The sequence below is a fragment of the Kitasatospora sp. NPDC058170 genome, assembly GCF_042883905.1.
Lineage (GTDB): Bacteria > Actinomycetota > Actinomycetes > Streptomycetales > Streptomycetaceae > Kitasatospora.
Genome location: NZ_JBHVUV010000045.1, coordinates 1 through 23,739, shown reverse-complemented (window position 1 = coordinate 23,739; position 23,739 = coordinate 1). Strand labels below are relative to the sequence as shown.

Below are 23,739 nucleotides of genomic sequence, written 5' to 3'. Positions count from 1 at the left end.
ACACCGCCGATACCCCTTCCCTCACCGGCCCCGGTGGTCCGCGGGGGACAGGCGGGGGCCGTAGCGCGGGGCGTGGGCGCCGGTCGCCGCCAGGAGGCGGCAGAGCCGGTGGCGGTGCGGGCGGTAGGGCTCCAGCAGGGCGAGCATCTGGGCGTCGTCGCTGCGCGGGCGGCCCGCCAGCGCCCAGCCGACGAGGTTCGGCAGGTGGTAGTCGCCGACCGAGACGGCGTCCGGGTCGCCGTTGCTGCGCTGCAGGGTCTCGGCCGCCGTCCAGACGCCGATGCCGGGCACCGCGGTGAGCCGGGCGAAGGCCTCGGTGTGCCCCAGCCCGGAGGCCTCCTCCAGCCGGGGTGCCAGCCGTACGGCGCGCTGCACGGTGGCCGAGCGCTTCGGGTCCACCCCGGCGCGGTGCCACTCCCAGCTGGGGACGAGCGCCCACTCCCGGGCCGAGGGCGCCACCCGCATGCCCTCGGCGGGGCCGGGGGCCGGGGTGCCGAAGTCGCGCAGCAGGGTGCGCCAGGCGCGGTAGGCCTCGGCGGTGGTGACCTTCTGCTCCAGGATCGCGGGCACCAGGGACTCCAGCACCAGCCCGGTGCGGCCCAGCCGGACCCCGGCCGTCCGCCGCTGGGCGTCCCGCAGCGGACCGGGCGGCAGGACCAGGCCCGCCGGGTCGTCCTGCGCGCCGAGCAGCGCCGGCAGCCGTTCCAGCAGCCAGTCGGCGCCCGGGCCCCAGGCCCGCGCCTCCAGCTCGCCCTCGGCCGGGCGGGCCAGGACCCGCAGCGTGCCGATCCCGGCCGGAGTGCGGGAGGCGCGCCACACCGCGCCGTCGCCGGTGGTCCGGTACGCCGGGTCGGCGGGGCCCCGCCGCAGCGGCAGCAGGGTGCGGGCCGCGTCCAGCGCGAACCCCGGCCGCCAGCGCCGAACCGCCTCGCCCGTCACCGCCCCGCACCTCCTCCGCCTGCCGCCGCCACCGCCTTCACCGACCATGGGGATATGAACGATACGCGGCTGCCGGAGCTGTCCTCCGGGGACGAGAGCGCCGTCCGCGCGCTCTACCACCGGGCGCTGGACGGCTGGAACCTGCGGGACGGCTCGGGCTTCGCCGGGCCGTTCGCCGAGGAAGGGGAGGTGATCGGGTTCGACGGGACGCGGCACAGCGGCCGGTCGGTGATCGCCGCCGAGCTGGGCCGGGTCTTCGCCGACCACGTCACCCCCGAGTACGTGGCCAGGGTCCGCCGGGTGCGGCGGCTCGGGCCGGGGGTGGCGCAGCTGGACGCCGTCGCCGGCCTGGTGCCGGACGACCGCGAGGACCTCGACCCGGCGCTCAACGCCCTGCACACCGTGATCGCCGTCAACGCCGGGGCGGGCTGGCGGATCGCGCTGCTGCAGAACACCCCGGCCCGCTACGACCTGCGCCCGGACCTCGCCCGGGCGCTCACGGCCGAACTGCGCGCCCTGATCGGCCGCGGGCCGGGGCCCGGGTAGCCGCGCGGTACGCCCGGGCCCGTACGGCCGCGCGGTACGGGGTCAGCGCCCCTGGAGGAGCGCCGCCGCCGCGCGGATGTCGCCGAGCCGGCCGTAGAGCGCCGTGCCGGGGCACTCGGTGTTGAAGGCGTCCCGGTGCCCGGAGACGGTGTCGAAGGAGACCTCGGTGCCCTTCGGGTACCGGCTGGCGTCGGAGGAGGAGACCAGCCGGGTGTGGCCGGCCGCGTCCTGGTCGGTGAGCCCGAGCTTCCACGCGGCGATCCGGGCGATCCCGTCCACCAGCTCCTGCGGCGGGGGCTCGGTGACGAAGGTGCCGATCGCCGCGACGCCGGACGAGTCGGTGTTGAAGCCGAGGGTGTGCGCCCCGAACACCGGCTGGTCGACCCCGCCGGCCCGGCCCTCGTAGACCGTGCCGCAGGGGTCGACCAGGAAGTTGTAGCCGATGTCCCGCCAGCCGCTGCTCTGAACGTGGTACTGGTAGATCGCCCTGATCACCCGGGGCGCGTCGGCGCAGGTGTACGCGGTGGCGGTCGCGGTGTGGTGGACGAAGACCTCGCGGACCGGTCCGGTGTAGACGAAGTCCTGGTCGCGCAGGCTCTCGTCGGCGCCCCAGCCGGCCCGGGTGACGATGCCGGGGCGCGGGGCCGGGTGCCCCTGCGGCGGCTCGGCCGGCAGCACCCTGGTGGCGGACGGCGCGGCGGCGCCCTGGCCCGGGTCGACGAGTTCGACCCGCAGCCCCTCGGGCAGGCCGCCGGGGCCCGCCACGACCTCGACCGCCACCCCGTCGCTCGGCCCGGTCCACAGCGGGGCCGTCGCCCCGTGCGCCGTGCCCCCGGCCGGGCCGTCCCGGCCGTCGCGGGCGTCCGGGCCGTCCTTGCCGTCCGCCTCCAGCTCGTGCCAGCCGCTCCACGCCCCGGTGACGGCGCTGCGGGTGCGCACCCGTACCGAGCCGCCCGCGAGCGTGCGCTCCGGATCGTCCCAGACGGCCCCGAGCAGCTCGAACGGCCGGGTGCTGCGCGGCGCGAGGCCGCGTCCGTCGGTCAGCGGAAGGGACGTCACCGAGCCGCCGCCGGCCGAGACGCGCCGCTGCGGCCCGGGTTCGGCCGCGACACCGGTGGCGGCGGGCTGGAGGAGCAGGGCGGCGGTACAGCCGGCGACGAGGACGGCCGGGAAAGAGATACGCATACAAGGGATGTTCACCGCAAAAGGACACCACCGCCACGCCGCCCGCACCCGGCCGACACCCCTCCCGATCGCCACCCGGTAGGCCGTAGGCTGGGGCGCACCATGACTGCGCCTTTCGCTGCCGATGCCCGGACCCCCGTCGAGCTGCTGCACGCATTCCTGCGAGGTGGCACTCCCTCAGTCGACCCTGCGGCCCCACTGGTCACCTTCTACGACGACGCGACCGGCGAACGGGTCGAGCTCTCCGCCAGGACCTTCGACAACTGGGTGGCCAAGACCGCCAACCTGCTCCAGGACGAGCTGAACGCCGGCCCCGGCGACCGGGCCGCCCTGCTGCTTCCCGCCCACTGGCAGAGCGCCGTCTGGCTGCTGGCCTGCTGGTCGGTCGGGGTCGCGGCGGTGCCCGCGGGCGAGCCCGCCACCGCCGACCTGGTGGTCAGCGGCCCGGACGGCCTGGCGGCCGCCCAGGCCTGCGAGGGCGAGCGGGTGGCCCTCGCCCTGCGCCCGCTCGGCGGCCGCTTCCCGCAGCGCCCGGACGGCTTCCTCGACTACGCCGCCGAGGTGCCCGGCCAGGGCGACCGCTTCGCGCCGTACTCCCCCGTCACCCCGGACGCGCCCGCGCTGGAGACCGTCGTGGACGGGCTCCCGCTGAAGCTGACCGGCGAACAGACCGTCGCGCTGGCCCGGGAGGGCTCCGTCCGGCTCGGCCTGGGGCCCGGCGACCGCGTGCTCTCCACCCTCTCGTTCGACGACTGGGCGGGCCTGGAGGCCGGGCTGCTGGCACCGCTGGCGGCCGGCGCCTCGGTGGTGCTCTGCCGCAACTCCCAGGGCCTGAGCGACGAGCAGTGGGAGAAGCGGACCGAATCCGAACGGGTGACACTGCGCCTCGGGTAACCGCCGCGCACGGCCCGGCGGGTAGGGATGCCTGCCATGGCCGAGGACGACATCGAGCACCCCCCGACCGACGACCCCCCTCCCGGTGAGGACTCCCCCACCGGGACCCCCTCGACCGCACCCGGACGCAGGCGCAGGCGCCGGCGGTGGCTGATGATCACCGCCGGCGCCCTCGCCTTTCTGCTGGTCGCCTGCGGCGCGCTGCTCTGGATCGCCTACCGCAAGCTGGACGGCAACATCCGGACCGACTCGGCCACCGACCGGATGCTGGCCCAGCTGGAGGCCGAACGGCCCAGCCGGACCGCCGGGGCCAAGGGCGCCGAGAACATCCTGCTGATCGGCAGCGACGACCGGACCGGCGCCAACGCCTCGTACGGGGAGGCCGGCGGCCAGCGCTCGGACACCACGATCCTGCTGCACCTGGCGGCCGATCGCAGGCACGCGACGGCGGTCTCCATCCCGCGCGACGTGATGGTCACCGTCCCCGCCTGCGAGAAGCCCGACGGCACCCGGACCAGACCCGGGCTGATGCAGTTCAACTGGGCCTTCGAGACCGGCGGGGCGGCCTGCTCGATCCGCGCCGTCGAACAGCTCAGCGGGATCCGGATCGACCACTACGTGATCGTCGACTTCACCGGCTTCAAGTCCATGGTGGACGCCGTCGGCGGGGTCGAGGTGTGCGTGCCGCAGGCGATCCACGACAAGGACGCCAAGCTGGACCTGCCGGCCGGGCGGCAGACCCTGCACGGCGAGCAGGCGCTCGGCTACGTCCGGGCCCGGGAGAGCCTGGGCGACGGCAGCGACACCCAGCGGATGGGCCGTCAGCAGCAGTTCCTGGCCGCACTGATCCGCAAGGTGCAGTCGCAGGGCGTGCTGCTGAACCCCGCCCGGCTCTGGCCGGTCCTGGACGCGGCGACCTCCTCGATCCAGGCGGACGGCGGACTCTCCTCGCTGGGCGCGCTCTACGACCTCACCCAGGACCTGCGCGGCATCCCCTCCACCGATGTGGTCTTCCTCACCGCGCCCCGGCGGCCGTACCGCTTCGACTCGGACCGGGACGAGTTCGTGCAGCCGCAGACCACGCAGCTGTTCACCGCACTGCGCGACGACCGGCCGATCACCGTCCGCCCGCCGGGATCCTCCCCGGGCTCCGCTCCGAGCCCCTCCGCGGGCCCGGGCTCCGCGGCCCCCACCGCCGGTTCGGACCGGGCCGGCGGCGCGTCGCCGACCGCCGACGCCTCGCCGACCGGCTTCGAGGGCCGCACCGCCGACGTGGACAGCTGCGCCGCGCATTGACGCCGTCCGGCGTCACTCTTTTGTGTAAGACCACGATCTTCCTGGGCTTTCCGGGGAAATTCCCAGGGAGCGCTTTACCTGCCGAATTCGCCCTCCCGGAACATGGCGGAGATCACATCCGGAACAATTCCCTCATCCGGCTCGTCTAGTGTGTCCGGGTCGGTGCGCGGAACGCGCGCACCGAACCGTGGACCGGTCGGAGGGAGGGAACACCCGTGCAGCAGGACAGGCAGGAGGTCGACCCCGCCGACCAGTGGGTGCTGGACCCGGACACCGGGCAGTACCGGCTCGACCCCGCGCCGGGGATCCCGGTGCAGCGCCGCGCCGCGCCCGACCCGGCCCCCGCCGCGGAGCGCGCCCCGGGCGGCCGGGCCGCCCAGCGCAGGGCGGGCGCCGCCAGACGCGGCCGCCGCCGGCGGGTGCTGAAGTGGACGGCGGGCGTCGGCGCGATGGTGCTGGTGGCCGGCTGCGGCGGCGCGTACTACGTGTACCAGCACTTCAACAACAACATCACCGCCGTCAAGGTGCAGCTGGGCAGCGAGGAGGAGCGGCCCAAGGCGGCCGGCGACGCGCTGAACATCCTGGTGCTCGGCACCGACAGCCGCGAGGGCCTGGGCCGCGAGTACGGCGACGAGGGCAGCACCGGGCACGCCGACACCACCCTGCTGTTCCACATCGCCAAGGACCGCAGCAACGCGACGGTGATGAGCATTCCGCGCGACCTGATGGTCCCGATTCCCGAATGCGAGACCGCCGGCAAGAAGATCCCCGGTTCGGCGCGCGCGATGTTCAACACCAGTCTCGGCCAGGACGGCCGCGATCCCGGCTGCAGCTGGAAGACCGTCGAGAAGATGACGGGCATTCGGGTCGACCACTTCGTGATGGTCAACTTCGATGCCGTGAAGACGCTCTCCACCGCCGTCGGCGGGGTCGAGGTGTGCGCGGCCAAGGACATCAACGACCCGGACTCGCACCTGAAGATGAGCCGGGGCCGGCACGTGGTGCAGGGCGACGAGGCGCTGGCCTTCGTCCGCACCCGGCACGCCGTCGGCCTGGGCGGCGACCTCACCCGCATCCCGCTCCAGCAGCAGTTCATCAGCTCGATGATCCGCACGGTCAAGAGCGGTGACACCCTGACCAGCCCGACCAAGCTGTGGAAGCTCGCGGACGCCGCCACCAAGGCGCTCACCGTGGACTCCGGGATCGGCAGCGTCGACAGGCTGAAGGACCTGGCGCTGGACGTCAGCGGGGTCGACACCAGGAACATCACCTTCGCCACCGTGCCGGTGCTGGACGACCCCAAGGACGAGAACCGGCTGGTGCTCAAGCAGCCGGACGCCGGCCAGCTGTTCTCGATGGTCGCCACCGACCGCTCGCTCACCGAGACCGCCGCACCGGCCGCACCGGCCACCCCCGCTCCCGCCGCGCCGGACGGCGCCGCCGCTCCGGCGCCCGCGCCCTCCCCGACCGCCGCCGCGCCCACCGTGGACGCCAAGGACGTCCGGGTGACGGTCCGCAACGGCAGCGGGACGCCCGGGCAGGCGCAGCAGGCCGTCGACCGGCTCCAGGCGAAGGGCTTCGGCAGGGCCGCCACCGCCGCCAACGCGGCCGCCACGGCGACCACCTCGGTCTCCTACCCCGCCGGGCACGCCGAGCAGGCGTCCGCCCTGGCCACCGCCCTCGGCCTGCCGGCCGAGGCGGTCAGGGAGGACCCGAAGGCCGGCGCCAGGGACGCCCTGGTCCTGGTCCTCGGCAAGGACGTCCTGGCCACCCCCTCCGCCGCCCCGACCGAGGCCCCCAAGGACCTCCAGCGGGTCCAGGCGGACGACACCGACATCTGCGCCAAGTAGGCCCGCCGGGGCCGGTGCCGGCTGCCCTGGTCGCCGGCCGGGCCGGGGAGCGCGTTCACCGGGTGGCGGGGGCCAGCATGCCGTCCGTCTCCAGGTACTCCTCACCGGTGCGGGGGCAGCGCCAGCGGGCCGGGCCGGCGGGCTCCAGCGGCTCGCCGGCCCGGCCGACCCACTTGATCCGGCGGGCCGGGACGCCGGCCACCAGGGCGAAGTCCGGGACGTCGCGGTGGACCACGGCCCCGGCGGCGACCAGGGCCCAGCGGCCGACCGTGACCCCGGCGACCAGGACGGCGCGGGCGCCGACCGAGCAGCCGTGGCGGAGCGTCACCCCGCGGGCGTGCCAGTCCTCGCCGCGCTTCAGCCGGCCGTCGACGTCCACCGCGCGCGGGTAGAGGTCGTTGGTCAGCACCGCCGCCGGACCGACGAAGACGCCGTCCTCGACCACCGCGGGCTCGTACACCAGCGCGTGGTTCTGCAGCTTGACCCGGTCGCCGATCCGCACGCCGGGGCCGACGTAGGCGCCGCGCCCGATGATGCAGTCGGTGCCGACCACCGCGTCCTCGCGCACCTGGGCCAGGTGCCAGACCGTCGTCCCGGCGCCGAGCACCGCCCGCGGGTCCACGTCCGCCGTCGGCTCGATCCGGGCGCCCGGGCCCGACCCGCCCTCAACCGTCCCCATGGCGACCGACGATAGCGGCGGGCGGTGGGGCCGGGGGGCGGGTCGGGGGAGCCGGCCGGATCAGGTCGTCTCGGCGGCGACCACGTTGGTGGCGGACGACGCGCGGCTGCCGATCACCTTGCGGGCCAGCGAGCGCGGCGAGGTGAGGAAGCCGAAGCCCCAGCTGAGGTGCATGGTCGCGAAGGCCACCGGCAGCAGGGCCTTCGCCCTGAGCGGCAGGCCCCGGCCCTCGACCAGCGCACCGCCGGCGATGCCGAGCAGGTAGGCGGCCGGCAGGGCGAGGAAGGCCGGGTGGACGGCGGCGCCCAGCACCAGGCCGAGCAGCACGCCCAGGAAGGCGGCCGGCGGGGCGAGGTAGCGGAGGTTGACCGAGCCGCGGTGGTAGCGGGTGACCACCCGGCGCCAGCGGCCGTAGTCCTTGTACTGCTTCGCCAGCGCGCGCACGTTCGGCCGGGGCCGGTAGGTGACGCGCAGCTGCGGGGTGAACCAGACCAGGCCGCCGTCCTGCCGGATGCGGTAGTTGAGCTCCCAGTCCTGGGCGCGGACGAACTCCTCGTTGTAGCCGCCGAGCTTCTCCAGCACCTCCCGCCGGAACACCCCGAGGTAGACGGTGTCCGCCGGGCCGGCCAGGCCGCCGGTGTGGAAGGCCGCGTTGCCGACACCGATCTTGGAGGTCATCGCGGCGGCGACCGCGTTCTCCCAGTCGTTCTCGCCCTCGGCGTGCATGATGCCGCCGACGTTGGCGGCGTCCATCTGACCGAGCAGCCGGACCGCGGTGGTGATGTACCCCGGGGTCAACAGGCCGTGGCCGTCGACGCGCACCACTATCGGGTGACTGGAGCCCCGGATCGCGGCGTTCAGCCCGGCCGGGGTGCGACCGGTGGGGTTCTCCACGGTCCGCACCCGCGGGTCCTCGGCGGCCAGCTCGGCGGCGATCTGCGCGGTGCGGTCGGTGGACGGACCGAGGGCGATCACCACCTCCATCGGCCCGGCGTAGTCCTGTTCCAGGATGTGCCGGACTGCCGTGCGCAGGTGTCGTTCCTCGTTGAGCACCGGCATGATCACGGAGACCGCCGGCAGCTCCTCAGCAGCCTTGGTGTTCATCGGGGCCAACCGTACCGGTGTGAGCGGGTCGCCGTCTTGTCCCGGTTCGGGTACCTCCGCACACCCTTCACCGGAGGAACGTTTCATCGATCACGGCCACCGTACCCCCCGGGCCCGGCGCGCCCTCACTCGGCCCGGCGCGAGGCGCCCCTACCATCCGAGAGATGCCCGTCTCCCCCCTCCCCGGCCTTCCCGGGCGCCGCCGTGTCTGGCCCCGCAGGCTGGCCTCCGGCATCGCCTTCGCCGTCCTCGCCACCTCCTGCGGCGGCTGGGCGGTGTTCCACGGCCTCGGCTCGATCGACCGGGTCGATGCCTTCAGCGGTGACGGGGCCCGGCCGGCCGACGACGGCTCCACCACCTTTCTGGTGGTCGGCACCGACGAGCGCGACGGGATCCCGGAGAAGACCCTCAAGGACGTGCTGCACGCCGGGGGCGAGTCCTGCCACTGCACCGACACCATGATGATCGTCCAGCTCGCCGGGGACGGCGCCCGGGCCAGTGTGATCAGCATTCCGCGCGACTCCTATGTGGACATCCCGGCCCACCGCGACCCGGTCACCCGCAAGGAGGTGCCGGCGGCCAAGGGCAAGATCAACGCCGCGTACGGGATGGGCGGCCCGCAGCTCGCCGTCGCCACCGTGGAGCAGAACACCGGACTGCGGATCGACCACTACCTCCAGGTGAACTTCGCCGGGTTCGTCTCCGCCGTGGACGCCGTCGGCGGGGTGCGGGTGTGCACCACCAGGCCGCTGAGGGACGAGTACTCCGGCCTCGACCTGCCGGCCGGCACCAGCACCCTGGACGGGGCCGGGGCGCTCAAGTACGTCCGCGCCCGGCACGTGGACGCCAGCTCCGACCTCGGGCGGATGCACCGGCAGCAGAAGTTCGTCGCCCAGCTGCTGCACCAGGTGACGAGCGGCGGCACCCTGCTCAACCCGGTCCGGCTGGCCCGGGTCACCGACAGCGTGCTCGGCTCGGTCAAGGCCGACAAGGGCCTCACGGCGGACGACCTGATCACCCTGGCGAGCCGGATGAAGGACCTCTCGGCGGGCCGGGCGGACTTCGCGACCGTGCCGCTCGCCGAGCTCGACCACCCGGTCAGCGGGTGGGGGTCGACGGTGCTCTGGGACCAGGCCGGGGCGAAGGCCCTGTTCGAGGCGGTCCGGTCCGGGCGCCCGCTGGGGGACACCGCGACGGCCCCGGTCGCCCCGCCTTCGGCGGCGGTGGCGGGTACCGCGCCCGGGGTCGGGCCGGAGCAGGTGCACGTCCAGGTGTTCAACGCGGCCGGGGTGCCCGGGCTCGGCGCCCGGGTCGACGGCGACCTGCGGCGGGCCGGCTTCGCCACCACCGGCGCGCCCTCCAACGCCCCGGCCGGGACGGCGGGGGCGCGGACCACCGTCCGGTACGACCCGCGCTGGGACGAGTCGGCCCGGACGCTGGCGGCCGCCCTGCCGGGCGCCGAGCTGACGGCCGTCCCGGGCCTCGGGCCCACCCTCCAGGTGTACGCGGGCGGGGACTACCGGGCCTCCCCCGGCCCCTCCCCCGTTCCGTCTCCCGTCCTGGTCCCGACCCCGGCCCCGCCGCCGCCCGGGCCGGGTGCCGCCGCGGGCACCCCGGCCGCCGCGGCGAGCGCCGGCCCGGCGGCGGAGAAGGCCTCCGCCATCATCTGCCCCTGAGTCCGCCCCCGGGTCCGCCCCGGTCCGCCCCTGGTCCGCCCCGGCGGCCGGAGCCCGGGGACACCGCGGGGGCCGGACGCTGATGCGCGCCCGGCCCCTGCGGCCCCCGTCCCCCCGGTGAGCCCCCCCGGCTTGTGGGTCAGTCCGTCGCGATCGCGGCGAGGACGTTCATCCGGCCCGCCCGGAAGGCCGGGACGAGGGCCGCGAGCAGCCCGATGACCACCGAGGCGATCAGCGTGGCGACGATCGTGCCGGTCGGGACGGCCAGCGTCTCCAGCCCCTGGTCCTTGAGTACCTGCTGCCCGGTGATGCCCCAGGCGAGGCCGAGCCCGGTGCCGAGGATGGCGCCGAACAGGGCGATGACCACGGACTCCAGCCGGATCATCCGGCGCAGCTGGCGGCGGGACAGCCCGATCGCCCGGAGCAGCCCGATCTCGCGGGTCCGCTCGACCACGGACAGCGCCAGGGTGTTGACGACGCCGAGCACCGCGACCACGATCGCCAGGCCGAGCATGCCGTAGATGATGTAGAGCAGGGTGTTGACCTGCTCCTGGACGAGGTCCTTGTAACCGGCCTGGTCCCGGACGGTGACCTGCGGGTACTCCTTGAAGGACTCCTCCAGCGCGGCGAGCGTCTTCGCGACGTCCGCCCCGGCCCTGGCCTTGCCGAAGACGACCGCGTCGGCCCCCTGGTCGGCGACCGGGACGGCCTTGCCGAGGGTGTCCACGCCGATGAAGTAGTTGCCGTCGAAGAGCGAGTTGCCCTTCGTCAGGATCATCCCGACCGGCAGGGACTGGGTGCGGCCCTTGCCGTAGTCGACGCCGATCCGGTCGCCGATCCGCAGGCCGTGGTCCCTGGCGAAGTCCTGGCCGACCACGATCGCGCCCTGGTTGAGCGAGTCCGGGCTGCCGGACTGGACCGGCATCGTGAAGTCGGCCGTGAAGGTCGGCGAGACCGCGGAGATGCCCTCCTTGGCGGTCTTGCCGTCCGGGGTGGTGAGGACGGCCGGCAGGTACTTCTGGCCGGTGACGTGGTCGATGCCGGGCGTGTTCTCGGCGGCCTTGACCATCTCCGGGGCGAGGCCGGTACGGCCGCCGGAGATGATGTAGTCCGCGCCGACCGACTTGTCGATCTGTGCATTGGTGGACTTGATCACCGACGAGGTGAAGACCGAGGCGCCGATCACCAGGGCCAGTCCGATCATCAGCGCACCGGCGGTGGCCCCCGTACGACGCGGGTTGCGCATCGCGTTGCGCTGGGCGAGCTTGCCCGACGGGCCGAACAGGGCGGGCAGCAGCGCGCCGAGCACCCGGACCACGCTGGTGGCCAGCAGCGGGCCGAGGACGACGAAGCCGATCAGGGTGAGCAGCACGCCCAGGCCCAGGTACTGGCCGCCGGTCGCGGCCTTGTCGGCCTTGGCCGCCAGGACCAGCAGGCCGCCGCCGCCCGCGGTCAGCACCAGGCCGATCACGGTCCGCACGGCGTTGGAGCGGCTGTCGGCCGGGGTGCCGTGGTCGCGCAGGGCCGCCATCGGGGCGATCCGGCTGGCCCGGCGGGCCGGGAACCAGGCCGCCAGCAGGGTGACCGCTATGCCGAGGCCGTAGCCGGCGATCGGCACGTCCGCGGTGATCTGCAGGTCGGCGGCGCTGAGGTTCATGCCGACGGCCTTCATCAGCTGGATCAGGCCGGTGGCCAGGCCGAGACCGGCGCCGAGGCCGAGGGTCGAGCCGAGGACGCCGAGGATCAGCGCCTCCACCAGCACCGAGCGGTTCACCTGCTTGCGACTGCCGCCGATGGCGCGCAGCAGGCCGATCTCCCGGGTGCGCTGGGCGACCAGCATCGAGAAGGTGTTGATGATCAGGAAGCCGCCGACCAGGGCGGAGATCAGCGCGAAGCCGAGCATCGCGTTCTTCATGAAGCCGAGGAAGGAGCCGACGTCCTTGTTGTTCTCCTCCTTCTGCTCGGCCGCGGTCTTCACCTGGTAGCCGGCGCCGAGCGAGCCGAGGGCGTCGGCCTTCAGCTGGTCGTCGGTGCGGCTGCCGTCGCCGAACACCTCGACCGAGGTGTAGGCGGCCTTGCCGAGCAGCACCCGCTGGGCGGTGGCCGTGTCCAGGAAGGCCAGCGCCGCGCCCGGGTTGGTGGTCTTGAAGGTGGCGATACCGGCGATGGTGAAGTCGTACTTGGCGCTGCCGGCGATCACCCGCACCTTGGCGCCCAGGCCGAGGCCGGCCTTCTTGGCGGTGTCCGCGTCGAGGACGATCTGGTCGGCGCCCTGCGGCACGTGCCCGGAGGTGATCTCCACCGGGTTGCGCGGGGTCTCCGTCCAGTTGCCGGTCACGGTGGGGGCACCGCTGGTCGGGCCGATCGCCTTGTTGGTGGCGGGGTTCACCAGGGTGGAGTCCTGGGTGGACACCTGGCCGACGGCGGTCTTCACGCCCGGCGTCGCGGAGATCCGCTGCACGGTGTCGACCGGCACGGTGGCGGTGATGCCGCGGGGGGCGTCCTCCTCGCCGTCGAGGCCGGACTTGGCGGGCTGGACGGCGATGTCGGAGGCGGTCGAGGCGAACAGCCGGTCGAAGGTGCTGGTGGCGGTGTTGGAGAACACCAGGGTGCCGGACACGAACGCGACCGACAGGACGACCGCGAGCAGGGAGAGCAGCATCCGCCCCTTGTGGGCGAAGAAGCTTCTCAGTGACGTCTTGAGCAGCATGGTTGCGAATCCCCGCTCAGCTGGTGCGCTTGCCGTCGAAACGGCGCATGCGTTCGAGGACGGAGTCGGCGGTGGGGGCGTGCATCTCGTCGACCAGCACGCCGTCGGCGAGGAACAGCACGCGGTCCGCGTAGCCGGCCGCGACCGGGTCGTGGGTGACCATGACGATGGTCTGGCCGAGCTCGTCCACCGAGCGGCGCAGGAAGGTCAGCACCTCGGCGCCGGCCCGGGAGTCGAGGTTGCCGGTGGGCTCGTCGCCGAAGATGATCTCGGGGCGGGCGGCCAGCGCCCGGGCCACCGCGACACGCTGCTGCTGACCGCCGGAGAGCTGCGTCGGGCGGTGCTTGAGGCGGCCCGCGAGGCCGACCGTCTCCACGACCTGGTCCAGCCAGGCGGTGTCCGGCTTGCGGCCGGCGATGTCCATCGGAAGCGTGATGTTCTCCAGCGCGTTCAGCGTCGGGAGCAGGTTGAAGGCCTGGAAGATGAAGCCGATCTTGTCCCGGCGCAGCTTGGTCAGCTGCTTGTCCTTCAGCCCGGTGATCTCGGTCTCGCCGATCCAGATCCGCCCCTCGGTGACGGTGTCCAGGCCGGCCAGGCAGTGCATCAGGGTCGACTTGCCGGAGCCCGAGGGGCCCATGATCGCGGTGAACCGGCCGCGCTGGATGTCGACGTCCACCGCGTCCAGCGCGGTGACCCGGGTCTCGCCGGTGCCGTAGGCCTTGGTCACCTGGCGGGCCGAGGCGGCGACGGCGGCGATGCCGCCGGGAAGCTGGGGGTCGTACACGGCTGCTGCTGCCGTCGTCACTGGATTCTCCTCAGAAGTGGGCCCGCCCGTTGACCCCAGCCTGGTCGAGCGCACCCGTCCGTGGACATGGTGCAAGCGGTAGTTCCCGACCGGGTGTCAGCCCCACCCACCAGGGGTACCGGCCTCCCCTTCGCAGGGGCCCGGTCCGCACGGGCGGGGATGTGAACCACGTTAGGAGCGGCGGGCGAATCACTCGTCATCCGCCGGTATGAAGCCGCCCAACCGGAGATGTACGGGGAGCGGCACCCCTCCCCCTAGGGGTAGCCGCCACCCTCCTCAGGGTCCGCCCGTACGGGACGGGTCCTGACGGACCGTCAGCTCGCGAAGGCCGGTGCGGCGAGCCGGTCCAGGGCCGTCGCGAAGGCCTCCACGACGGGGGTGAGCAGCACGTCCGTCTCGCGCTCGATCACGGTGGTGCCGTCCTCGCGGACGGTGATGTGCCGGTCGAGCACGAACCAGCCCTGGGTGATGTGCCCGGCCCCCATCGAGCTGAGCACCGGGCGCAGCGCGTAGTCCACCGCGAGGACGTGGGCGGTGGAGCCGCCGGTGGCCAGCGGCAGCACGGCCTTGCCGGTCAGGGCGTACTGCGGCAGCACGTCGAGGAGCGTCTTCAGCAGGCCCGAGTAGGCCGCCTTGTACACCGGGGTGCCGATCACCACGCCGTCGGCCCGGGCGAACAGCTCCAGGGCGGCGACTATCTCGGGGTGGTCGAAGTCCGCCGAGAGCAGCGCGTGCGCGGGCAGGCTGCGCGCCTCGAACGGGACCACGTGGTGGCCGAGCGCCTCGAGCTGGGCGTCGACGTGGCGCAGCAGGCGGGTGGTGCGGGAGGTAGCGGACGGCGAGCCGGAAACGGACAGGACGGTGGCCATGGAGTTCACCTCTGGGGCTGGAAGCGGGAACGGCTCCGGGCAGGGAGCGGGCACGGCGCTGGGGGAACCGTGAGGACGCCGCGCGGGAGGCGGCGGGAGGGGCGGAGCTGGAGGAGGGTGCGCCGGGCGCGCTTCAGCCGCGACAGAGCGAACAGGACACACGCTGGAGGTCGACGTGCCGCCGACGCGTGAGAGTCCTTCGCTGATCCATGGCGTTCATGCAAACACGCAGCGTTGAGGCCGGTCAAGGTTCGGTCCGGCTGGTGAACAAAGGCCTGGACAGGCCTCGGGACGGGCTGCGGCGAAGGCCGGGGGCGGGCCGGGGGCGGGCCGTCCGGACCGGCCGCCGGGACGGAGCGTGCGCGGTCCGGCGAACTTGCGGCGGGACGATCCGGTACGTGCATCAAAACTGCTACAAGCAGCCTGGCAGGGGCCCCGGGGGGAGTCACCACACCCTGCGTCGGGCATCCTCTCCCACATGAACACGTGGCAGGAGGGCCGCCCGGGCGGCGGCGGGAACCCGTACGGCGGCAGCGGCGCCAACGGCGGTGGCGGCGGCGCGTACGGGCACGGCGGGGGCGGTACGGCGGCCGAACCGCCCCTGCCGGCCTCGCTGAGCCCGCGCGGACCGGGGGCCCCGGTGCCGCGCCAGCCCCAGCCGCCGTCGCAGCAGCAGCGCCCGCCGGCGCAGCAGCCGGCCCCGGGCTACGGGCAGCCCCCGGCGTACGGGCAGCCGGCCCGCCCCTCGGTGCCTCCGCAGGGCCCCGGTGCGCCCGGCGCGCGCCCGGGCGCACCCGGCGGCCCCGGCACGCCCGGCGGACCGATAGCCCCGGGTGGCACCCAGCCGCCCTCGGCCGCCCGGCCCTCGCGCTGGCCGCGGCGCCGGATCGTCAAGTGGACGGTGTTCGGCCTGCTGATCGCGATGATGGTCACCGGCGTCTCCACCTGGTTCTGGGCCGACTCCAAGCTCAACCACGAGAACGTGCTGGTCGACTACCCCGGCCGCCCGGCCGCCGGGAAGGGCACCAACTGGCTGATCGTCGGCTCCGACAGCCGCAACGGCCTCTCCGACAGCCAGGAGGAGGACCTGCACACCGGCCACGCGGGCGGCAAGCGCAGCGACTCGATGATGGTCCTGCACGTCGGGGACAACGGGAACACCCTGATGAGCATCCCGCGTGACTCCTGGGTGCCGATCCCCGAGCACCCGGGCGAGAACGGGAAGACCGTCAAGGCCACCACCTCGAAGATCAACTCCGCCTTCGCGGCGGGCGGCGGCAAGCTGCTCACCCAGACCGTCGAGCTGAACACCGGCCTGCGCATCGACCACTACGCCGAGATCGGCTTCGCCGGGTTCGTCGGCATCGTCGACTCGGTGGGCGGCGTGGACATGTGCATCGACCAGGCCGTCAAGGACCCGGACTCCGGCCTGGACCTCAAGGCCGGCTGCCAGACCCTCTCCGGCACCCAGGCCCTCGCCTTCGTCCGCCAGCGCCACCAGATGGCCGACCAGGACCTCGGCCGGATGCGCAACCAGCAGAAGTTCCTCGGCGCCCTGGCCAAGCAGGCCGCCTCGCCGGCCACGGTGCTCAACCCGTTCACCTTCTACCCGCTGGTGGACTCCGGGCTCGGCACCCTGATCGTCGACGACGACGCCGGCCTGACCGACCTCGGCTCGCTCTTCCTCGCCATGAAGGACGTCAACGGCGGCGGCGGCAGGAGCATCACCGTCCCGATCTCCAACCCCGACTTCAAGACCAACACCGGCGAGTCCGCGGTGAAGTGGGACTCCGCCAAGGCCAAGCAGGTCTTCGAGGCCTTCAAGAACGACACGGCCGTCCCCGACACCAAGTAGTCCGGACGCCGGGCGGCCCTCGCGTCGCGTGACGCGCCGTGACACGGCCGACACAATGGGTGGATGTCTCTCGTCACCGCACTCGTCTACCGCCGCCGCCACCGCCTCCTGGGCCGCCTGGTCCAGGAGGCGCTCGCGCTCTACGGGATGGAGGTCCCGGCGGCGGCCGAGATCGGGCCGGGGCTGACGGTGTTCCACCGGGGCTTCGGCACGGTCCTGCACCCGTACACCACGCTCGGCGCAGACGTCACGCTCTACAACGGCGTGACGATCGGCCGGGCCGACCCCTGGGTGCCGCAGGAGCGCAGCGCGATGCGGCGGGTGGTGGTGGAGGACGGCGCGGTGCTCTGCGCGGGCGCCAAGGTGGTCTGCAAGGAGGGCGTGCTGACCGTGGGCGCCGGGACGATCGTCGGAGCCAACGCCGTCCTCACCCGCTCCACCGGCCCCGGCGAGATCTGGGCCGGCATCCCGGCCCGCAGGGTGGGGATGCGCGCGGGCGCCGCACGGGACGCGCCGGAGGGCCAGCGGGCGGAGGAACAGCGGGCGGAGGGGCAGCGGGCGGCGGGGCAGCGGGCGGCGGGGCCGGGTCGGGGAGCCGCGGACCGTCAGGCACGGGATGCCGGGACGGGCGCCGCCGCACCGGCTTCGGCCGGCTCGGCGGCTCCGGCGGCCAGCGCCGGGTAGTCGGTGTAGCCCTCCGCACCGCCCGCGTACATCAGGTTGCCGCGCACCGGGTTGAGCGGCGCACCGGTGCGCAGCCGCTCGACCAGGTCGGGGTTGGCCAGGAAGCCCCGGCCGAAGGAGATCAGGTCCGCGCCCGCCGCGAGCAGGCGCTCGCCGGCGGAGCGGCCGCCGTCCTCCGGGAGCGGCCCGCCCCAGCCGAGGACCGGGTTGGCGATCAGGGTGCCCGGCCAGTCCCGGCGGATCCGCCGGAACACCGGCTGCTCCGGATCGGCGAAGACCACGTGCAGGTAGGCGAGCCCCTCCCCCGCCAACTCCGGTACCAGCGCGCGGTAGACGGCCTCGGTGTCGCCCTCCTCGATGCCGTTGGCGGTGACCCCGGGCGAGATCCGCACGCCCACCCGCTCGGGGCCGACCGCCGCCGCCACCGCCCGGACCACCTCGACCGTGAAGCGGATGCGGCCCTCCACCGAGCCGCCGTAGCCGTCGGTGCGCAGGTTCGTCCCCCGGGCGATGAACTGGTGCAGCAGGTACCCGTTGGCCGCGTGCACCTCCACGCCGGCGAAGCCCGCGGCCACCGCGTTGCGGGCGGCGGCCGCGAAGTCGGCCACCGTGGACCGGATCTCCTCGACCGTCATCTCCCGTGGCACCACCGCGTCCTGGTGCCCGCTCGCGGTGTGCACGGTGTCCGGCAGCGGCACCGGCGAGGGCGCGACCGGGTGCAGTCCGCCGCTGTTGTCCGGGTGGCCGATCCGGCCGCCGTGCTGGAGCTGGAGGAACATCCGCCCGCCGGCCTCGCGGACGGCCCCGGTCACCGTCCGCCAGCCGGCGACGTGCCGGTCGGTGTGGATCCCGGGGATGTTGACGTAGGTCCGCCCGACGGCGTTCGGCGTGGCCGCCTCGGCGATGATCAGTCCGGCCGAGGCGCGCTGCGCGTAGTAGGTGGCCATGATCGGCTGCGGCACGCCGTCCGCGGCCGCGCGGGTGCGGGTCATCGGGGCCATCACCAGGCGGTTGGGCAGCTCCAGGGCGCCGAGCCGGGCGGGCTGGAACAGGGGCGAGCCCTCCGCCGTGCTCTTCGGGGCCTGCTGCGGGGTCTTCTGCTGGGTCTTCTGCGGGGTCTTCTTCGTCGTCTGCGTCATGCCGGAACCGTAGAAGCTAACATCGGTGTCAGGTTCAAGTGCTTTCCGGGAACGTCGAGGTGGGGGACATGCGGATCGGTGAACTGGCCCGGCAGACCGGCGTGAGCGAGCGCTCGCTGCGGTACTACGAGAAGCAGGGGCTGCTGGCCGCCGATCGCACCCTCGGCGGCCACCGCGACTACCCCCAGGCCGCCGTCGACCGGGTCGTCCTCATCCAGGAGCTGTTCGCCGCCGGGCTGCACAGCAGGAAGATCGCCGAAATCCTGCCCTGCATGCGGGACTCGGACGGCGGACCCTCCGAACTCGCCACCCCGCGACTGGTCTCCGAGCTCACCGGCGAACGCGAGCGGATCGACCGGATGATCTCCGACCTGATCCGGTCACGGGACGTCCTGGACGAGGTGATCGAGACGGCCTCGGGCCGGGCCCGGCTGACCCCCGTCGAGGAGCACCGGGCGCTGTAGGGCCCCGGGCTCTCCCGGGCATGGCCTAGCATCGCCCTCGGACCGAGTCGCAAGGGGGGAACGGGACATGGGCGGGACAGTGGCGCGGGTCGGGGTCTACCTGGCGCACCCGGGGCCGGGCAGCTTCAACCACGCGCTGTTCGAGGCCGTGGTGGACGAGCTGCGCGGACGCGACTGCGAGGTGCTGGCGCACGACCTGTGCGCCGAGGGGTTCCAGCCGGTGCTGACCGCCGGGGAGACCGGGACGGTCGTGGCCGCCGCCGACGCCGACGATCCCCAACTGGCGCTGCACCGGGCCGAGGTGACCACGCTGGACGCCCTGGTGTTCGTCCACCCGAACTGGTGGGGCATGCCGCCCGCCGTGCTGACCGGCTGGGTGCAGCGGGTGCTCGCCCCGGGCGTGGCCTACAAGCTGGGCACGGCGGACGGCGAACCGGCCGGGCTGCTGCGGGCCGGCCGGGCGCTGGTGCTGAACACCTCCGACACCCCGGAGGAACGCGAGCGCGAGGAGTTCGGCGATCCGCTGCAGCGCATCTGGGCGGCCTGCGTCCTGCCGTACGTGGGGGTGAGCGACATCCGCCGGCTCGTCCTGCGCACGGTGACGGACTCGGCCGACGCCACCCGCGCGCAGTGGCTGCGCCAGGCCCGCCAGGAGGCGGCCGCACTGCTCGACTGAGCCCCGGGGCGGGCCCGGGAGCCGGCGGGCCCGTGGGCCGCACCGCGCGTCGGACCGGCCGGGGGCGGGTAGCCTGCCCCCATGCCGAGTGACGAACGCCCGCAGCCCGTATGGCCGAAGAGCTCCAGCGGCCCCGGCGAGGAGCCGCCCGCCCTGGAGATCACCTCCGACGGCGAGCTGGTCCACCTGCGCGAGTCGGACGCCCCGGACACCGTCGTCACCACCAGCAAGGCGAAGCTGCGCGCCTTCCTGCTGGGTGTGAAGGCCGGCGAGTTCGACCACCTGATCTGACCGGGGGCCGGGCGGTCAGCCCGCCGCGAGCTCGCGCTCGGCCACGACCTGGTCGCCGCTGAGCTCGCCGGTGAGGCGGAAGCCCAGGCGCTCGTAGAACCCGGCGGGGCCGTGGTCGCCGGGGACGAAGGTGACCGTCACCCGGGTGCCGCCGCGCCGGCGGACCTCCTCGCAGACCTGCTCGACCGCGAACCGGCCGTAGCCGCGGGTCTGGGCGTCGGCGGAGATGTTGAGGCGCCAGAGGCCGGAGCGTGGGCGGTCGCCCGGCTGGTCGGGGTGGAAGCGGATGTCGAAGAACGCCATCACGAACCCGACCGGCTCCTCCCCGTCGAGCAGCAGCCGGGGCCAGGCGGTGTCGCCGTACGCGTAGGCCTCGGCCAGCGACTTCACCACCGGCGACACCAGGCCCTCCTGGTCCGGACGCACCCTCAGCGCCAGCGCGGCGTCGACGTTGGCGGGCGTGATCGGTTCCAGGCGCAGAGACGTAGACATGCTGGTCACCCTAGCCACGGCGGCCGGGGGCGTCCCCCGGTTTTCGGGGCCGCCCTGCCGCCGGGGCCGTACGGCGCCGGCCCGACGGCAGGGCAGCCGGGCGGCCCGGCGACAGGGCGGCAGGGCAGCCCGGCGACAGGGCGGCCGGCTCAGGGTGCCGGGGTGAAGACCAGCGAGGCGTTGTGGCCGCCGAAGCCGAAGGAGTTGGTGAGCGCGGCGGTGAGGACGCCCCGGCGCGGGGCACCGGTCACCACGTCCAGGCGGACGGCCGGGTCGAGGGTGTCGAGGTTCCGGGTGGCCGGGACGACCCCGTCGCGCAGCGCCAGGATCGCGGCGAGGGCGCCGATCGCACCGGCCGCGCCGAACAGGTGGCCGGTCATCGACTTGGTCGCGGTGACGGCCGGGTGCAGGCCGATCGCCTCGGCGACCGACTCCGCCTCGACCAGGTCGCCCAGCTGGGTCGAGGTGGCGTGCGCGTGGACGTGCGCGATGTCCCGCGGAGCCAGCCCGGCCTCGCCCACCGCCCGCCGCATCGCCCGCACCTGGCCCTCGGCCGAGGCCCCGGTGATGTGGTGGGCGTCCGAGGTGACCGCCGCGCCCGCGAGGGTGGCGTGCACCCGGGCGGCCCGGGCCGCGGCGAAGCCCACCCGTTCCAGGACGACGACCACCGAGCCCTCGCCGATCACGAAGCCGTCCCGGTCGACGTCGAACGGACGGGACGCCCGCCCGGGCTCGTCGTTGCGCGTGGAGTGGGCCCTGGCCTGGGCGAACCCGGCCAGCGGCAGCGGGTGGACACACGCCTCGGCGCCGCCCGCCACCACCACGTCGGCCCGGCCGAGGCGGATCAGGTCCAGGCCCATGGCGATGGCCTCGGCTCCGGACGCGCAGGCGCTCACCGGTGTGTGCGCACCGGCCCGCGCGCCCAGCTCGATGCTGACCCAGGCGGCCGGGCCGTTCGCCATCAGCATCGGCACGGTGTGCGGCGACACCTTGCGCACCCCGGACGTCTCCAGCACGTCGTCCTGCCCCAGCATGGTGAGCGCACCGCCGGTGCCGGTGCCGATCACCACGGCCAGCCGTTCCGGGTCGACCTCGGGTGCCCCCGCATCGGCCCAGGCCTGCCGGGCGGCGATCAGGGCCACCTGCTCGCAGCGGTCCAGCCGCCGGGCCTGCACCCGGTCCAGCACCTCGGACGGCTCGACCTTCAGGCGTCCGGCGATCCGCACCGGCAGGCCGGCCGCCCAGTCCTCCTCGATCGCGCGGATGCCCGACTCCCCGGCCAGCATCCCGGCCCAGGTCGACGCGACGTCCCCGCCGAGCGGTGTGGTCGCGCCGAGGCCGGTGACCACTGCGCGGTTGGTGTCATCACTCATCGAGGAACCCCCAGATTGTCGTGGAGATACAACCCCCCGCCCAGATGAACACGGGGAGCAATCGGCCTAGCTGCCACTCTGCCAGGGGGGTGATGGGCAATCAGGTGCGCAGACCAACCGATTCGACCGGCGCGGTTTTGGAGGGTTCCCATAGCCGCTTCGCCGGCCGCTTCGGCCGTTCCGCTAGGCGTCGAAGTCGGTGCCGCGGCTCACCGACTCCCACTCCCGGGCCTCCTTGAGGGCGTTGTCCAGGGTGCCGAAGACCCCGTCGACGGCGTCGTTGCCGAGCGCCAGCCGCAGCGGGGTGTGCTCGGCGTCCAGGGCGGCCAGGATCGCGGCGGCCGCCTTGACCGGGTCGCCGGCCTGCTTGCCGTCACTGTCCGGCAAGCCGCTGCGGACGTGGCCGACGACCGGCTCGTACGCGGGGATCACCGTCGCCTGGGCGAGGGCGTCGGCCCCGGCGAACCCGGTCCGGAAGGAGCCGGGCTCGACGATCAGCACCTTGACGCCGAACCCGGCGACCTCCTGGGCGAGGGCCTCGGACAGCCCCTCCAGCGCGAACTTGGTGGCCGAGTAGGCGCCCACCCCGGGGAAGGAGAAGCGGCCGCCCATGCTGCTCATCTGGACGACCGCACCCGAGCCCTGGGCCCGCATGTGCGGCAGCACCGCGCGGGTGAGCGCGGCCGGGCCGAAGAAGTGCAGCTCCATCAGGTCGCGCAGCTCGCGGTCGGTGTACTCCTCGACGGCGCCGATCAGGCCGCGCCCGGCGTTGTTCACCAGGACGTCGATCCGCCCGTACCAGAGCAGGGTGTCGGCCACCACGGCGGCGATCCGGGCCGGGTCGGTGACGTCCAGGCGCACCGGGACGACCCGGTCGGGGTGGGCGGCGACCAGCGCGTCCAGCGTCTCGGGGCGGCGGGCGGCCGCCACCACGGTGTCGCCGGCCGCGATCGCCGCCTGGGCGATCGCCTGGCCGAAACCGGAGTTGGCGCCGGTGATCAGCCAGACCCGGCCGGCGGGGTTCTTCGTGGGGGTGGTCATCGGGCTCTCCTGCCAAGTGCCTGTGGTGGTGCGAAGTTGACGATCACTTTTATGTCAGTCCAGCCCCTGGGACGTCCAAGACAAAGCTTCGGCCGCTCGATAGAGACGACTTATGATCACCGGATGGAGCTGCGTCAGCTGCACTACCTCATCGCCATCGCCGACGAGGGCAATCTCGGCCGCGCCGCCGCCCGCCTGTACGTGAGCCAGCCCTCCCTCTCCTACGCCCTGCGGAACCTGGAGGCCGAGCTCGGCCTGCGGCTCTTCGACCGCCACTCCGGCGGGGTGAGCGCGACCCCGGCGGGGCTCGACGTGGTCGCCGAGGCCCGCCGCACGGTGATCCAGGCGGAACGGATCACGGCGGCCGCCGACCGGCACCGGCGCGGTGAGAGCGGCGTGCTGCGGGTGGGCTTCGAGGCCAGCGGCGCGGGCGAGTTGACCACCCGGGCGCGGGCCGAGTTCGCCCGCCGCCGCCCCGGCGTCCGGGTCGAGCCCAAGCGCTTCGACTGGGGGCAGGAGGCGGACGCGCTGCGCGACGGCCGGGTGGACGTGGCCTTCGTCTGGCTGCCGGCCGACCTCACCGGCCTGCACGCCGAGACCGTCCACAGCGAACCCCGGATCACCGGCCTCCCGATCGGCCACCGGCTCGCCGGGCGGGAGGGCATCTCCGTCCTGGAGGTCAACGACGAGCCGCTGATGTGGACCGAGCGCGCACCGCGCGCCTGGGTCGACTGGTGGGCGGTGAACCCGCGCCCGGACGGCTCCACCCCGCGCTGGGGGCCGACCAACGACAACGTCGAGGAGATGCTCGAACAGGTCGCCCAGGGCGCCGCGATCTGCTTCGCCCCCGCCAGCATGGCCCGCTACTACGCCCGCCCCGACCTCGTCTGGGTGCCGCTCACCGACGTCGAGCCGCTGCGGGTCGCCCTCGCCTGGCCCGAGGGCACCACCAACCCGCTGACCCACGGCTTCGCCGCCGTCGTCCGCGAACTCGCCTCCTGACCACGCGACCGGCCCCCGGCCACGCGCGGTGGTCGGGGGCCGGGGGCCGGGTGCTGCGGTGTACCGCGAGCGGGCTACGGCAGGTTGCGGGCCATCACGATCCGCTGGATCTGGTTGGTGCCCTCGTAGATCTGCGTGATCTTCGCGTCCCGCATCATCCGCTCCAACG

At 74.2% G+C, this 23,739-nt stretch carries 24 protein-coding genes; 11 read left to right on the top strand and 13 right to left on the bottom strand.

The window, feature by feature from the left end; genetic code table 11:
• Positions 1–21 precede the first annotated feature (21 nt).
• On the bottom strand, positions 22–987 hold the full coding sequence (locus tag ACFVVX_RS34830) for a DNA-3-methyladenine glycosylase family protein (RefSeq protein ID WP_387951721.1): 966 nt from the start codon (positions 985–987) through the stop codon (positions 22–24).
• 6 nt (positions 988–993) lie between these two features.
• Between ACFVVX_RS34830 and ACFVVX_RS34825 the strand changes: the two genes are divergently transcribed.
• Positions 994–1,485, top strand: a complete 492-nt coding sequence (locus tag ACFVVX_RS34825; RefSeq protein ID WP_387951719.1) for an SgcJ/EcaC family oxidoreductase — start codon at positions 994–996, stop codon at positions 1,483–1,485.
• Positions 1,486–1,527: 42 nt separating this feature from the next.
• Here the strand turns inward: ACFVVX_RS34825 and ACFVVX_RS34820 are convergent, their stop codons facing one another.
• On the bottom strand, positions 1,528–2,670 hold the full coding sequence (locus tag ACFVVX_RS34820) for a peptidoglycan recognition protein (RefSeq protein WP_387951717.1): 1,143 nt from the start codon (positions 2,668–2,670) through the stop codon (positions 1,528–1,530).
• 102 nt (positions 2,671–2,772) lie between these two features.
• Between ACFVVX_RS34820 and ACFVVX_RS34815 the strand changes: the two genes are divergently transcribed.
• The 3 genes from ACFVVX_RS34815 to ACFVVX_RS34805 all read left to right on the top strand — a co-directional run bounded on the left by ACFVVX_RS34815 (position 2,773) and on the right by ACFVVX_RS34805 (position 6,710).
• The gene (locus tag ACFVVX_RS34815; RefSeq protein WP_387951716.1) at positions 2,773–3,564 is read left to right on the top strand and encodes a TIGR03089 family protein; all 792 of its coding nucleotides are present in this window, start codon (positions 2,773–2,775) and stop codon (positions 3,562–3,564) included.
• A gap of 36 nt (positions 3,565–3,600) precedes the next feature.
• Positions 3,601–4,860, top strand: a complete 1,260-nt coding sequence (locus ACFVVX_RS34810; protein ID WP_387951714.1) for an LCP family protein — start codon at positions 3,601–3,603, stop codon at positions 4,858–4,860.
• 215 nt (positions 4,861–5,075) lie between these two features.
• Positions 5,076–6,710: an LCP family protein gene (locus ACFVVX_RS34805; RefSeq protein ID WP_387951712.1), complete on the top strand. Its 1,635-nt coding sequence runs from the start codon at positions 5,076–5,078 to the stop codon at positions 6,708–6,710.
• A gap of 55 nt (positions 6,711–6,765) precedes the next feature.
• Here the strand turns inward: ACFVVX_RS34805 and ACFVVX_RS34800 are convergent, their stop codons facing one another.
• Positions 6,766–7,389 carry a DapH/DapD/GlmU-related protein gene (locus ACFVVX_RS34800; protein WP_387951710.1) on the bottom strand — a complete coding sequence of 208 codons (624 nt, stop codon included), beginning with the start codon at positions 7,387–7,389 and terminating at the stop codon, positions 6,766–6,768.
• Positions 7,390–7,449: 60 nt separating this feature from the next.
• The gene (locus ACFVVX_RS34795) at positions 7,450–8,493 is read right to left on the bottom strand and encodes a glycosyltransferase family 2 protein (RefSeq protein ID WP_387951709.1); all 1,044 of its coding nucleotides are present in this window, start codon (positions 8,491–8,493) and stop codon (positions 7,450–7,452) included.
• Between the two features lie 164 nt (positions 8,494–8,657).
• Here ACFVVX_RS34795 and ACFVVX_RS34790 point away from each other — a divergent pair, with 164 nt between their 5' ends.
• Positions 8,658–10,169, top strand: coding sequence for an LCP family protein (locus tag ACFVVX_RS34790; RefSeq protein WP_387951707.1), 1,512 nt, complete (start codon positions 8,658–8,660; stop codon positions 10,167–10,169).
• 139 nt (positions 10,170–10,308) lie between these two features.
• Here the strand turns inward: ACFVVX_RS34790 and ACFVVX_RS34785 are convergent, their stop codons facing one another.
• From ACFVVX_RS34785 to ACFVVX_RS34770, 4 genes are all read right to left on the bottom strand, one after another.
• Entirely contained in the window at positions 10,309–12,879 is a 2,571-nt protein-coding gene (locus tag ACFVVX_RS34785; RefSeq protein ID WP_387951705.1) for an FtsX-like permease family protein, read from the bottom strand.
• Positions 12,880–12,895: 16 nt separating this feature from the next.
• On the bottom strand, positions 12,896–13,684 hold the full coding sequence (locus tag ACFVVX_RS34780) for an ABC transporter ATP-binding protein (RefSeq protein WP_387951703.1): 789 nt from the start codon (positions 13,682–13,684) through the stop codon (positions 12,896–12,898).
• A gap of 314 nt (positions 13,685–13,998) precedes the next feature.
• A complete protein-coding gene (gene ssuE / locus ACFVVX_RS34775; RefSeq protein ID WP_387951701.1) occupies positions 13,999–14,553 on the bottom strand; it encodes an NADPH-dependent FMN reductase in 555 nt (184 codons plus the stop codon).
• A 133-nt stretch (positions 14,554–14,686) separates the two neighbouring features.
• Positions 14,687–14,764: a putative leader peptide gene (locus ACFVVX_RS34770; RefSeq protein ID WP_380237219.1), complete on the bottom strand. Its 78-nt coding sequence runs from the start codon at positions 14,762–14,764 to the stop codon at positions 14,687–14,689.
• A 267-nt stretch (positions 14,765–15,031) separates the two neighbouring features.
• Between ACFVVX_RS34770 and ACFVVX_RS34765 the strand changes: the two genes are divergently transcribed.
• Positions 15,032–16,408, top strand: a complete 1,377-nt coding sequence (locus ACFVVX_RS34765) for an LCP family protein (protein ID WP_387951699.1) — start codon at positions 15,032–15,034, stop codon at positions 16,406–16,408.
• A 63-nt stretch (positions 16,409–16,471) separates the two neighbouring features.
• Positions 16,472–17,092, top strand: coding sequence for a hypothetical protein (locus ACFVVX_RS34760; protein WP_387951697.1), 621 nt, complete (start codon positions 16,472–16,474; stop codon positions 17,090–17,092).
• On the opposite strand, the gene ACFVVX_RS34755 is transcribed toward ACFVVX_RS34760, so the two are convergent.
• Positions 17,014–18,084: an alkene reductase gene (locus ACFVVX_RS34755; protein WP_387951757.1), complete on the bottom strand. Its 1,071-nt coding sequence runs from the start codon at positions 18,082–18,084 to the stop codon at positions 17,014–17,016. The two genes, ACFVVX_RS34760 and ACFVVX_RS34755, sit on opposite strands and share 79 nt — an antisense overlap.
• A 215-nt stretch (positions 18,085–18,299) precedes the next feature.
• Here ACFVVX_RS34755 and ACFVVX_RS34750 point away from each other — a divergent pair, with 215 nt between their 5' ends.
• From ACFVVX_RS34750 to ACFVVX_RS34740, 3 genes are all read left to right on the top strand, one after another.
• On the top strand, positions 18,300–18,695 hold the full coding sequence (locus ACFVVX_RS34750; RefSeq protein ID WP_387951695.1) for a MerR family transcriptional regulator: 396 nt from the start codon (positions 18,300–18,302) through the stop codon (positions 18,693–18,695).
• Positions 18,696–18,762: 67 nt separating this feature from the next.
• The gene (locus tag ACFVVX_RS34745; protein ID WP_387951694.1) at positions 18,763–19,371 is read left to right on the top strand and encodes an NAD(P)H-dependent oxidoreductase; all 609 of its coding nucleotides are present in this window, start codon (positions 18,763–18,765) and stop codon (positions 19,369–19,371) included.
• Positions 19,372–19,452: 81 nt separating this feature from the next.
• The gene (locus tag ACFVVX_RS34740) at positions 19,453–19,662 is read left to right on the top strand and encodes a DUF397 domain-containing protein (RefSeq protein WP_387951692.1); all 210 of its coding nucleotides are present in this window, start codon (positions 19,453–19,455) and stop codon (positions 19,660–19,662) included.
• A 15-nt stretch (positions 19,663–19,677) separates the two neighbouring features.
• Here ACFVVX_RS34740 and ACFVVX_RS34735 read toward each other — a convergent pair whose 3' ends face one another.
• From ACFVVX_RS34735 to ACFVVX_RS34725, 3 genes are all read right to left on the bottom strand, one after another.
• On the bottom strand, positions 19,678–20,154 hold the full coding sequence (locus tag ACFVVX_RS34735) for a GNAT family N-acetyltransferase (protein WP_387951690.1): 477 nt from the start codon (positions 20,152–20,154) through the stop codon (positions 19,678–19,680).
• 149 nt (positions 20,155–20,303) lie between these two features.
• A complete protein-coding gene (locus tag ACFVVX_RS34730) occupies positions 20,304–21,527 on the bottom strand; it encodes a beta-ketoacyl-[acyl-carrier-protein] synthase family protein (protein WP_387951688.1) in 1,224 nt (407 codons plus the stop codon).
• Between the two features lie 183 nt (positions 21,528–21,710).
• On the bottom strand, positions 21,711–22,568 hold the full coding sequence (locus ACFVVX_RS34725) for an oxidoreductase (protein ID WP_387951686.1): 858 nt from the start codon (positions 22,566–22,568) through the stop codon (positions 21,711–21,713).
• Positions 22,569–22,691: 123 nt separating this feature from the next.
• Here ACFVVX_RS34725 and ACFVVX_RS34720 point away from each other — a divergent pair, with 123 nt between their 5' ends.
• Entirely contained in the window at positions 22,692–23,570 is an 879-nt protein-coding gene (locus ACFVVX_RS34720) for a LysR family transcriptional regulator (protein ID WP_387951684.1), read from the top strand.
• A 74-nt stretch (positions 23,571–23,644) separates the two neighbouring features.
• Here the strand turns inward: ACFVVX_RS34720 and ACFVVX_RS34715 are convergent.
• On the bottom strand, positions 23,645–23,739 hold a 95-nt coding region (locus ACFVVX_RS34715; RefSeq protein WP_350554586.1), incomplete at its 5' end, for an acyl-CoA dehydrogenase family protein.